The organism is Inquilinus sp. (assembly GCF_039594555.1).
In the GTDB taxonomy this organism is placed as follows: domain Bacteria; phylum Pseudomonadota; class Alphaproteobacteria; order DSM-16000; family Inquilinaceae; genus Inquilinus.
Genome location: NZ_JBCNNF010000207.1, coordinates 1 through 11,918 on the forward strand (window position 1 = coordinate 1; position 11,918 = coordinate 11,918).

General features: G+C 63.7%; 7 protein-coding genes. All 7 read right to left on the bottom strand.

Features of this window, described 5'->3' with window-relative positions; translation table 11 throughout:
• Positions 1 to 672 (bottom strand): polysaccharide biosynthesis/export family protein (locus ABDW35_RS21110; RefSeq protein ID WP_343715854.1); only part of this gene is annotated, 672 nt, incomplete at its 3' end.
• A 34-nt stretch (positions 673 to 706) separates the two neighbouring features.
• A complete protein-coding gene (locus tag ABDW35_RS21115; RefSeq protein ID WP_343715855.1) occupies positions 707 to 2,908 on the bottom strand; it encodes a polysaccharide biosynthesis tyrosine autokinase in 2,202 nt (733 codons plus the stop codon).
• A gap of 85 nt (positions 2,909 to 2,993) precedes the next feature.
• Positions 2,994 to 3,791 (bottom strand): response regulator transcription factor, encoded by a 798-nt coding sequence (locus ABDW35_RS21120; protein WP_343715856.1) that lies wholly within the window; start codon positions 3,789 to 3,791, stop codon positions 2,994 to 2,996.
• A 388-nt stretch (positions 3,792 to 4,179) separates the two neighbouring features.
• Entirely contained in the window at positions 4,180 to 5,292 is a 1,113-nt protein-coding gene (gene galE, locus ABDW35_RS21125) for a UDP-glucose 4-epimerase GalE (RefSeq protein ID WP_343715857.1), read from the bottom strand.
• Positions 5,289 to 6,020: a Crp/Fnr family transcriptional regulator gene (locus ABDW35_RS21130; protein ID WP_343715858.1), complete on the bottom strand. Its 732-nt coding sequence runs from the start codon at positions 6,018 to 6,020 to the stop codon at positions 5,289 to 5,291. The genes galE and ABDW35_RS21130 overlap by 4 nt, the downstream gene beginning before the upstream one ends.
• A 623-nt stretch (positions 6,021 to 6,643) precedes the next feature.
• The gene (locus ABDW35_RS21135; protein ID WP_343715859.1) at positions 6,644 to 11,257 is read right to left on the bottom strand and encodes a DUF4082 domain-containing protein; all 4,614 of its coding nucleotides are present in this window, start codon (positions 11,255 to 11,257) and stop codon (positions 6,644 to 6,646) included.
• Between the two features lie 412 nt (positions 11,258 to 11,669).
• Positions 11,670 to 11,918 (bottom strand): glycine betaine ABC transporter substrate-binding protein (locus tag ABDW35_RS21140; protein WP_343715860.1); only part of this gene is annotated, 249 nt, incomplete at its 5' end.

The window sequence follows — 11,918 nt, forward strand, 5'->3', positions numbered from 1 at the left end:
GAAGAGCGTGGCCTCGACATCGACCACCCGCTGCATCGCCGGCTTGTCCAGGATCCCGTCCCGGTCCGGCAGGGTGTAGTCGAACTCGCTTCCTGCCATTTCCGCGAGGATTCGGGCCTGGCGCACCTGCAGGGCGAATTGCTGCAGCTTCAGGTCGGCATAGTCCTGCTCCGCGCCGATCATCTGCAGCGTGCCGCTCTCACTGGTGAACTGGGCGCGCCGCAGGCCGCCGCCGATGGCCACCAGCTCCAGCGCGGTCATCCCGGGCCGGAACTGGAACTGCCCGGGCCGGTCGACATCGCCGACGACGAACACCGGGGCATACTCCTCAATGGCGACCCGAACGGCGTTGCCGGCCTGGAGATACTGGCTCAGCCCCTGGCCGATCCGGTCGGCGATCTCGCCGGGCGTCAGCCCGGCCGCCGTCAGGTCGCCAAGCAGCGGGTAGCTGATGCTGCCATCCGGACCGACCGGGAACTTGCCCGAATACGCCTCCTGGCCGGCGACGGTGATCGTCAGCCTGTCGCCCGGACCGATCCTGTAGGGCTGGATGCCGTCGGCGAGCGCGTGTCCGGAGCAGATCGAGGCGGCCATGCCGGCGAGAAGCAGCAGGGCGAGATGCGTCCGCGGCAAACGGCGGCGTGGCGTCGGCGAAGGGGTGAGAAGGGACATGGGTCTGGAGTCCAGGGGCTGTCGAGACATGGCGTCAGGCTTCCCGCACCACGGTCAACTCGTCCTTGACCTCATAGGGACGGAGACGCGGGAGCGTGCCGTCGGCCGGTGCCGAAGCCGGATCGCCGATATCGTCGCGATCGGGCTGGCTGCCCTGCACGCCGTTCAGGACGAGGCCGGAGACCGGCGCTCCGTGGAAGGACAGCCGCCGGATGCAGGATGAGAGGGCGGCACGGGTGGTCTTGCCCCAGCGGACGACAACCAGCACGGAGTCGACGAGCAGCCCGAGCTGGGTCGCACTCGTGGAGGCTTCGACCGAGCCGAGATCGATGACGATCCGGTCGTAGCGCTTGCGCAGCTGCGCCAGGAGATTCCGGAACCCGGCCTCGTCGAGGAGATGCTCGGCGGCATGCCGGTCCGGCGCCGCGGCGATCACATGCATCGGCGAGATCCGGTCGGTGGCGGCCGCCTCATCCAGGCGCCGCCCGTCCCGGATCAGATCCAGCAGCCGGACCTCCGGCTCGATGCCGATCAACGACGCCACCGTGGGATTGCGCAGGTCGGCATCGACCAGGACGACCTTCTGGCCGGACATCGCCATTGACCGAGCCAGGGTGATGCACAGCGTGGTCTTGCCATCGCCGCTGCCCCCGGACGTGACCGCCACGACCTGAGCTCGCCGCATCGCCGGGGCGAGGAGCAAGGATGTCCCGAGGCGACGCGCCGCGGCGCTGAAATCCGATCTCGGCGCCTTCACCACGGCGGCATGCGTGGGAACGGCGGGGGTCGCCCGCAGCTGCGGCACGAGATCGAAGATCGGCAGGCCGGTGATTTCATCGAGATCACGCCGCGACCGGATCCGGGTGTCGAAGGTCTCCCGCAGCGAGGCGATGCCGATGCCGAGGCCGGATCCGGCGAGGAGGCTGAGGACCACGAACGGCACGATCTTCGGCGTCGCCGGAAAGCCGGGGGCTTCGGCCCGGGATATCATCCGGGCTTCGGGCAGCGCCAGGCCGTCCTGCTCGATGGTCTGCTTGTATCGCGTCAGATAGCTTTCATAGACCGTCCGGTTGGCGCTGGCTTCGCGTTCGAGCTGGCTCAGCTGGAGCTGGGCCGCGCTGGCGGTCGACTGCGCCGCTTCCGCCTGCTCGAACTCCGCCTGCAGGACGCCCTCCTTCCGCCGCTCGACGTCAACATCATTGGCCAGGCTGGCGACCACGCGGTCCACCTCCTGCCTGATCTGCTGCTTGAGCGAGGCCTGCTGCGACCGGAGCATCGGCAGGTCCGCGCTCTTGGTCACCCCGGTATCCTCATATCCGGAAAGCTGGCGATCGACCTTCGCCTGCTCCGATCGCAGACTCTGGATGATGGCGGATCCCAGCACGGCGCCGAAGGAATCGAGGCCGGTGTCGCTGCCGGCCAGGGCCGTCGCGGTCTGATAGCGAGCCTCCGCCGCGGCACGATCGGACCGTGCCTGCGCCAAAGCACTGTTCAAGGCGCTCAATCGCTGCGCCTCCAGGCTGGTGCCTTGGGAAACGACCAGCCCAGACTTTTGTCGAAAGGCTTCGACCGCGCTTTCCGATCCTTCGAGCTGCTTGCGCAGATCCCCCAGCTTGGCGCCGAGCCATTCAGTGGCGTGCCGGGTCGCAGCTGCCTGGGTATCGGCCTGATAATCGAGATAGGCCTCGCCGAAGGCGTTTGCGACGGTGGCCGCGTAGGCGGGGTCGGTGGCGGTGAACATGATGAAGATCGTGTAGGACCGGCCATCGTTGCTGACCGTCAGATTGTCGAGCAGCCGATCGATCCCGTCGCGTTGGCTCTCCGGCTCCTGGGCGTCGGCCGGCGCGTCCGCCTGGCCGATGATCAGCCTCGCGATCTTCGTCTTCAGCGATGGGGCGGGCGGCGGAGGCGTGATGCCCTGCCGTCCCAGCCGCTCCAGCACGCGCTCGGCCATCAGCCGGGAATTGATGATGTCCAGCTCGGTCCTGAGCACCGGGCTCTCTTGCGGCAGGGGCGAGAGAACCGCCTCGGTCGAGAGGATCTGGAGGCGCCGAAGATCGAGCGCGACCACCGCCTCGGCGTTGTAGCGGCGCGGTGACGCTGAGTAGAGGGCCAGCCCCACGGCAACCGAGACCAGCGCTGGAATGGCAATCGACAGCTTGCGACGCCTCAGGAACCGCAGGTAGTTGGCCAAACCAGATGGCTGGCGCGAAGTCGTCTGTTTCGACACGATCACTTCGGTTGTCCTTTGCCAAGCCATCTGAAAGTTGTTCGCCAGTATAACCAATTACGCTTGCAAATAGTCGTCAGATGATGGGTATTTAGTGAGAATCTCTGCGCTTATCGGCAGTGCCATTGGAGAAGAGATCGTTGATCTTGAAGGCAACCTCGGTTCTATTTCTTGCTTTGAGCTTCTTCATGATATTTCTAATATGTACTTTTACGGTGCTCTCGCAAAGATTGAGCTCATAAGCGATGATCTTGTTGGCCTTGCCGCGCCTCAAGGCGTCGACGACCGCCGCTTGGCGGGATGTGAAGAGGGTGCTCAGCGTCGTTTGCGGCGAGGTCGTCTCCGCAACCATGTGCTTGTGTATGGCTGTCAGGCTGCTGGCCGGCACGAATGTGCCGCCGGCGCGGGCGAGACGGATCGCCTCGATCGCCACATCGAGGCCGACACTCGTCGGAATATAGCTGCGGGCGCCATATTCCAGGATCTTCATGATATGGCTCAGCCCGTCGAGATCGCCGATGGCAATGACCGGAATATCTTTGAATTGAGCGACAAGTTCCGCGATGTCGGCCTGCACCTCGGCATCGCCGCTGTCGCGCGCACCCAAGCTGAAGAGTATGGCTGATGCGGGCCTGTGCAGTTCGTTTGCCCGTCGCCATTCCTCGATTGATCCGAAGGAATGGACCCTGATGCCGACATTGTTCGCCGCTAGCCCCCGAGCGAGACACTCCCTGTCGAGGGTTCGGCTATCGATGATGATGATGCTGTCGGTGTGCAGCCATCCTCTGGCCTGTGCGTGCCCTCTCGCGCCAGCGAATGCGATGTCCGGTCCAAGGATATCGAGGCCTTCATCGGTGGGGCTGTCTGCCGATTCAATCTGGTACGACATATCTGCTACCCCTTGCGTCAGTCAGTGCGCATAAATGTTTCCTTAGTTTTATTTTATTTTTACGAACTTTTGTTCGATTGTTGCACTCGTGTTCGTGGCAAGGATCCAGGATCCCTTCTCTATAGCGCAAGAATTATTAAGAATTTATTTGGTGTTCAGTAGTCTATCTTTCAGCATATCGCAATAATATAAGAGTGCTCTGCAAATGTCTCTAACACAAGTTAACCAAGGCCTACCTCTTTCGGGTGGAGTTCGTTCTCGTCGATAGGTGTTTGGTCTAGCGTCGGCGGAGTCTGCCACCTCGAATCTACTAGAAAGTGTGGTGGTTGAATCGGGTGCCCCTCAATGGTGTGCCGAAAGTGCAAGGCGGGTCTCGATCATTCCGGCGCTAATCAGGGCTGTTGAAGCCCGATGGGTGGTCGACGTGCCATCTCCAGGCTGATCGAATGATGGTCGCGAGATCGCTGTTGGCCGGCTGCCAGCCGAGGTCGCTTCGGATCCGGTCGGTGCAGGCGACCAGCGTCGACGGATCACCGTTCCTGCGCGGCCGACGCCTCACCGGGATATGACGGCCGGACTCCCGCTCGACCGCATGCACGATATCCCTGACGCTGTACCCTCGGCCGCTGCCGACATTGTATCGCAGATGGCCTGCCGTCCTGAGGGCGAGCAGGGCCTTCACATGTGCATCCGCGAGGTCAAGGACATGGACATAGTCCCGCACGCATGTCCCGTCCGCGGTGGGATAGTCGTCGCCGAAGATGTCGACGCCGTCCCTCAGTCTCAACGCTGCCTGGATGACGATCGGAATGAGATGGGTTTCTGGATCGTGAGCCTCGCCGAGATCAGCGGAGAACAGCGCCCCCGAGGCGTTGAAGTAGCGGAGCGCGGCGGTCCGGATGCCTGTCGTGGTGTCGAGCCAGTGCAATACCCGCTCACACATCGCTTTGGATTCGCCATAGGGATTGTCCGGCCGTACCGGCGCGTCTTCGGCCACGGGCCGTGGCGCTTCGGCGCCGAAGATGCTGGCCGTCGATGAGAGCAGGAAGCTGGAGACGCCGATCTCCGCCGAGGCTTTGGCCAGGTTCAGGGTAATGGCGAGGTTGTGGGCGATATAGCGCAGGGGATCCCGATACGAATCCCCAACCAGGCTGAGAGCCGCGAAATTCATCACCGCGGTAGGGCTGCACTCCGCGAAGGCACGGGACACCTGCGTGATATCGCGCGCATCGCAGTGGATGAAGCGGGCGCAGGACGGAACGGCGTGGCGATGTCCAGTGGACAGATCGTCGAGGACGGTGACCCTGAAGCCGAGACGGCATAGAAGCCAGGCCACATGGCTCCCGACATAGCCCGCCCCTCCTGCCACCAGCACATGCTCGTCCGGCAAAGGGGTTGCCGGGGTCAGGTTGATCATATCGATGTCCTTGGCATGAGTGAGAGCGCGCGCCGCTTCTGCGGCCTTGCGCCCCTTGAGAGGTTTATCGACGGCGAAGATCAACTCGAAGCGAGAGATCCGAGAGTGCCGCTCGAGGGGAGCGTCTCGACTTGCGCCAATGAGATCAGGTTGTGGGGATCCTGGATCTCGACCTCGCCGTTCCGGAACATCAGAATCCGACGTTCGCGGAGGTGTCGCAGCACCCGATTCACATGGATGGACGACAGGCCCAGGGCGTCGGCGATGTCGGCCTGGGTCAGCGGGCAGCGAAAGCTGTTGCGGGTGCCCAGGCCGACGATTTCCAGGCGGGTGCCGAGCTCCAGAAGGAAATGCGAGACCCGTGAGAGGGCTGGTCGCCGCCCGACGCTGACGAGGCGCTCAGCCAGGAGTTCGCTATCCTGGTTCGCGATCAGGACCAGTGCCAGCGCGAGGCGTGGCCAGTCTCTGAACAAGGAAGGGATCAAGCGGCTGTGAATCTCCACAGCTTCGACTTGCCCGATCGTGCGAAGCCCCTGGGGGATGCCGAGAAGGCTGGTCCGGAGCCCGGCAATGTCACCGGGAAGAATGATATCGATCAGCTGACGATCGCCGTTGCCGAGATGCCTATACGTATATCCCCAGCCCTTCAGGATAATGAGGGCCGATTTTCCTAGTCTCCATCCCGGTGTTATTCCCGGATCGAGATGGATGCGTCGGCGATTATGCAGGTGTTTTAGAATATCTATTTCCTCTTTGGAGAGTTGTATGAGTCGCCGTATCCGGAGCATCAGCGGCATGAAGCTATCATCCATATTTTTGCTCAGATGTGGGTTCCGTGTGGCGTATTTTGACAATTAATGGAATATAATCTCTGATTGGAAGGCGCCGATATATGGTAAATTTGTATATAATATCACCAATATCGAAATATATTGCGGTCTATATTTTGGATAACATCAGTGAATCGGAGTATGGATTGACATCCAATATGTCGATGATTGCCGAAGGCTACTGTTCGGGAGAAGGTGCGGTATACTCCGGACGGGACGAAAGGTGGACGAAGCAAGCCGGTGCATCATCCTTGTTGCCCTCTCCAATCGGTCGAGAGGTGGAGGAGGCCGCATCAGATGGGATGGCCAGAATCGTGATCCAGATCAAATCAGCTGAGAGTGATGCATTGCACTCGTGAGGATCCGTCGATCCCGCCGAATTGCAGATATCGCCATGCCACTCAGGATAACCGTGATCGTGACGCGTAAGCATGGCCCGACGACACGCGGTATGTCTCCCGTACCACGGCTATCCTCGTTGTGATCGGAACGGCCGACGCCGGCGATCCTCGGCTGGCCGAAGAGATCCGATTCGAGAGCAACTCGGAGGACAATAGCCGCGGGAGTGGAGGCAGCCGGTTTTCAGCGATGATCTCCGCCGTGCATCAGGCCGCGAGCTGGTTGAAGGTGACGTCCACCCAATAATTGGTCTTGTTGAACGAATTCGTCGGAAAGGCGTCGCTCGCGCTGTAGGCGTAGACACCATTGCCTCCGCCTGACGCGTCCGACAGCGCGCTGAGATGACCATTGATGACGCCCGATCCGAAGAAGTCTCCGGTCGCGGCGTAGTGACCGTTGCTGTGATAGGCCGCGATATAGGTGGTGTTCGCCGCGATCGAGACCGGCTGGGAGAGGTTGACGGTCTGCCACCCGCTGGCGGTTTCACCGGCGGACACCGCGCTGGCGAGCAGTGTGCCGCTGCTCGACCAGAGATCGACGGTGTGCGGCCCGGTGTCCCCGGTTCCCTTGTAGAACTGGATCGCGGAGATCGTGCCCGCGACATCGGACTGGAACTTCATGCCGAGTTCCACCGGGCTGGGATCGTTCACGTTCGTATTGGCCGGCGTGCTCGAAGCCGAGAACAGGGTCTGGGTGGTGCTGGGTGCCGTCACGACAAGGGAGACATTGGCGCTGGCGGTACCGCCATGGCCGTCGGTGATGCTGTAGGTGAAGCCGGCGTTTCCGGTGTAGCCGCTGGTCGGGGTGAAGGTGATGGTGTTGCTGGCGGAGTCGAAGCCGACCGTGCCGTTGGTCGGGGCGGAGACCTGGGTGATGCTCAGCGGATAGCCGTTCGGGTCGGTGTCGTTGGCCAGGAGCGCCGAGGCGGAGATGGTCAGCGGCGCGTTCTCGGTGGCGGTGAAGCCGCTGTCGTTGTTGGCCACCGGCGGTTGGGAGGTGAGCGAGCTGAAGGTGACGTCGACCCAGTAGTTCGTGGCGTTGTAGGTGCTGGTGGGGAAGGGGCTGCCGGTGCCGTAGGTGTAGACGCCGTTGCCGCCGCTGGAGCCGCTGGCCGGCGCCGTCAGCGGTCCGCTCGAATGGGCGCTGGCGAAGTAGTTGCTGTCGGCGGAGTAGAAGCCATTCGTGCTGTAGCCGGCGACATAGGTGGTGCCGGCGGCGATGTGGACGGGGTTGGAGAAGGTGACGGTCTGCCAGCCGCTCGCTGTCTCGCCGGTGAAGGTGGCGCTGGCCAGGAGCGTCCCGGTGCTGGTCCACAGTGAGCCGACATGCGGGCCGGTGTTCTGCGCGCCCTTGTAGAAGCGGATGCCGGTGATCGTGCCGCCGGTCGAGGCGCTGAACTTCACGCCGAGCTCGACCGGGTTGAAGTCGACGACAGTGACGGTGCCAGGCGTGGTGCTGCCGGGGAACAGGCTGAAGGTCGTGCCTGGCGCATAGACCGACAGGCTGACATTTGCCGATGCCGTGCTGGAGCCATCGGACATGGTGTAGGTGAAGCTGGCCGGCCCGGCATAGTTGGCATTCGGCGTGAAGGTGACGGTGTTGCTGCTGGCATTGAAGCTCACCGAACCGTTCGTGGCCCCGCTGACGCCGACGATCGTCAGGGTGTCGCCATCGGGATCCGAGTCATTGGCCAGGAGGGCCGACGCCGCGATCGTCAGCGCGGTGTTCTCCGGCGTGACGAAGCCGGAATCCGCCACCGCCGTTGGCGGCAGTTGCGAGCCGGACGGCACAAACAGCACATCGACCCAGTAGTTCGATGCGCCGAAGCTGGAGGTCGGCATCACGCCCGAACTGTAGGTGTAGACGCCGGCATTCGCGGCCGTGGACAGGGCGCCGTTCGTCCGCGCCGCGGTGAAGAAGTTGCTGTCGACCGGATAATGGCCGTGGCTGAGATAGCTCGCCACATAGGTGGCTCCGGCCGTGATCGACAGGGGGCTGGAGAATGTCAGCGTCTGCCAGCCGCTGGCGCTCTCTCCGGTGAAGGTCCCGGTCGCGAGGACGGTTCCCGAGCTGCTCCATAAGGTCCCGGTATGGGTCCCGATATCGTTGATGCCCTTGTAGAACCGGATCCCCATCACGAGCCCGGATGTGGAGGCGGTGAACCTGACGCCGAGCTGGACCGAGTTGTTGTCCCCGGAATCGAGATTGCTGGATGCGGTGGTGTTGACCACGACGTCGCCGGGCGACTTCGTGAAGAGGCTCTGATTGGGGGACGAGGACGCGCTCACCGTCGTCGCGTCGCTCGGCTTCTCCACATTGGCCCAGTCGTCGGTGGCGCGCGTTTCGATCGTGTAGCTTCCGGCGGAGGGGACGATCCAGCTGTAGGTCCAGCTGCTGAACCCGGTCGCCCTGTTCCAGGTCTTGCCGCCATCGGTCGAGATCTCGACCATGGCAATCCGGCCACCGCCCGCATCCGTCGCCGTGCCGCTGATCGTGACCGTCTGGTCGGCGGCCAGTGCCCCGCCCGAGCCGATGCTGATGATGGTCGATGTCGGTGGTGCGTGGTCGGTCGACGCGGTCGCCAGGACCAGGCTGGCGGTCAGTGTCTGCGGCTGGACCCCCATCTCGGCGAAGAGATTGACCATCGCCTGCTGGACGTTGGGATCGGCGGGCGTGGCCTCGTTGGCATGGTTGGAGCTCAGCCCCCACGACCAGTAGACGGTGCCGGCGCCGAAGACCAGCGCGCCGCTGGTGGGATCCCGGTAGAGGGTCAGATTGTGTGTCGCGGTGCCGGCGCCGATCTGGGCGGCATAGTCGAGCAGCAAGGTCGAGACGCCGAGCGTGGTCGAGGACAGGTCGATCAGGCCGGCAGGCCGGAAGCCGTTGTTGGAGTTCGTATCCCACTCGTAGCCCAGCAGGTTGGGGATCAGCGAGCCGGTCTGCCCCGGCTGCAGGTTGGCGATGCTTGTGTTGGTCCAGAAACCGAATTTCGACAGGCTATAGGGGATGGTGATGGTGTCGAGCTGGTAGGCGTCGACGTTGAAGATGGTGCCGGTCAGCGCGTTCTCCGGCTGGTCCGGGCCGTAGACCGGGTCGCGGAAGGTCGATGCGCCGCCCCCGCTCGTGCCGTTGGGGTTGAGCTGGGCGCCGGACCAGGGATCCTTGTATTCGACGATGGTGCGATACGGCGTGGCGCTGGCATCGAGGCTGGGGGCATAGGCGATGTTCCAGAACATCTCGTTGCCGCTCAGGAAGGCGAGGCTGACGCCGGCATCCGCGGCCGCTTGGACGTTGGCCCGCTGGGCCGACGACCAGTATTCGTCGTGCCCGACATCCATGTAGACCTTGCTGTTGAGGAGCAGGGAGCCATTGCGGGCCGCATCGATGCCCGAGATATAGCTGACGTCGTAGCCGTTCTGTTCCAGCCAATAGATGGCGGGAAACTCCGCACCGAAGACGAAATCCTGCGGCCCGGCCTCGTTGTTGGTGGAGTTGACGACGACCGGCCGGTTGTAGCTGACCGCGTAGGCCCGGTCGCTCGCGAGCCCGTCCGGTCCCTGATAGAGGTTGTAGCCACCCCAGGGGTTGTAGGCCTCCCAGGTCTGGTCAGCTGTCTGGAAGGTGATCCCCGAGGTGCGCCCGTCGTTGCGGACGATGAAGGGGATCATGTTCTCCCCTGTCGTGCCGTCCTCGCGCGTCAGCTTGGCGAAATAGACGCCCGACACGGCATCCGACGGCACGGCCCAGGATGCGGAGACCGACCAGTTCCCGGCATCCACCTCGCGCGTCGACGAATTGAAGAGAGGATCCGGCTGCACCTGGGCGGATGACAGTTGCCGGTCCATCGTTGCGACCAGCCGCGCCCCGTCACCCCCATAGTAACCCAGGCGATAGATATCGATGCGGTAGTGGGTGGAATCGGTATCGATCTTGAAATTGATCGTCTGGCTGGCATTGACGCTGATGTTGTCGGCAAAGCCTTCGATGTTGCTGTCCCCGACCCCCGCGATGCTGCCGTGAATTCCCCAGACGCTGACGGGCGTTCCCTGCTTCTGATTCTCCAGCGTGACCGGATTGGACGTCGAGGTCGTGGCGGAAGACGGCGTCGATTGCAGCGTGATGATCTCGCCGACAGGCGATGTCGTCGGCGCGGCTGCGCTTGTCAGCGGCGCGGTGCTCAGGGCCGGCGCGGTCTGTGTGGAGGCTGTTGGAACTTCTGTCCCGCTGAACGGTCCGGTCAGGGTCGTCGAGACCGGGAGGAGGCTGGCCGCGCCTCCAGGCAGAATGCCTTCGGCGGCCGGCAGGGATGCGAGCGGAGAGCGGGTCAGGCCGGCGGGCGTTACCGGCGTGTCGACCCGGGATTCGGAAACGGGCCGGGGAGCGGCCGCCGAAGGCTGGTTGGCGATCGGCATTGCCGGACCGCGGGTCGGGCCGGAGCTCTCGGTAAGGTCCGGCAATGTCGCCGGCCCGAGATGGGGCGTGTTGGGCCGCGCCTTCCCCACGGGTCCATCTGCGCCGAGGGAAATGGGCTCGATTGCAGCCAGGGGGGAGCTCGGCTGTGCGTCAGGGGGTGGAGGCGCAACAGGGCTGATCGGCCGGGCGGGAATGGCGAGGCTTGCGAGCAGGGCCAAAGCCGTTGGGCCGGGGGCTTGGCGTAGAGGCTCGGCGGCATCGCCGTCACTCTGAAAGGACGGTTCCTCCAGCAACGTCTTGGCTTCGTGCAAGCCAAACGCGACGGCGGGGAGAACAAAGCCGGCGGCCACGACGGAATCATCCTGGTCCTGGATGGCCGCGCGATACCCCGATCTCCTGATATCCATGCCCAGCCTCACGCTGCTGAAAGCGGGCGGAGAGCGCCGCTCAGGCTGAACAGTGTCCCTCATCACGGACTGCCGCCCCATTCGGCCAGATGGAATTCCTCGAGCCGTTCGGCACATCAGAAGGCATGAGCCCGATACCGCGCAGGTGTAGGGGACACGCCCTTGGGGTGGGTGACCGCAGGCGACTGACGCAGCCGGACTTCGGCGACCGCGAAGCTGCGCCGCCCATGTTCGGTGGCCTTGATGATGCCCATCGAGCTTCGGCAGCGGATCGAGGCGCGCTCAGCACGGACGACAGGAATTGGTCGAGCGTGTACTCCTTCTCGTCATGGCCACCGCCCGGGAAGAAGGCCGCGCGGGCGGGCCGAGCGCCTCCAGCTGATCGGCGCCCTTCTCACGGGTGACGGCAGCGTCAGAGGAAGCCGCCCTCCTTCAGATAGGCCGTGGCGACCGCCTCGATCGATTTCTTCTGCACGTCGACCTCGCCGTTCAGGCGCTGCATCGTCGCATCGTCCAGGCGGGTGGCGAGGCTCTCGAGCAGCGGCTTGAGGTCGGGATGGGCGTCCAGCACGTCCTTCCGCACCACCGGGACGAGGGCGTAGTTGGGGAAGAAGCCCTTGTCGTCCTTCAGCAGGATCAGGCCCATCGCGGCGATGCGGCC

Bases quoted from the DNA above. Each gene is read 5' to 3' on its own strand.
- ABDW35_RS21130 (WP_343715858.1), bottom strand. From the start codon at position 6,020: ATGGATGATAGCTTCATGCCGCTGATGCTCCGGATACGGCGACTCATA.
- ABDW35_RS21120 (WP_343715856.1), bottom strand. From the start codon at position 3,791: ATGTCGTACCAGATTGAATCGGCAGACAGCCCCACCGATGAAGGCCTC.
- ABDW35_RS21135 (WP_343715859.1), bottom strand. From the start codon at position 11,257: ATGGATATCAGGAGATCGGGGTATCGCGCGGCCATCCAGGACCAGGAT.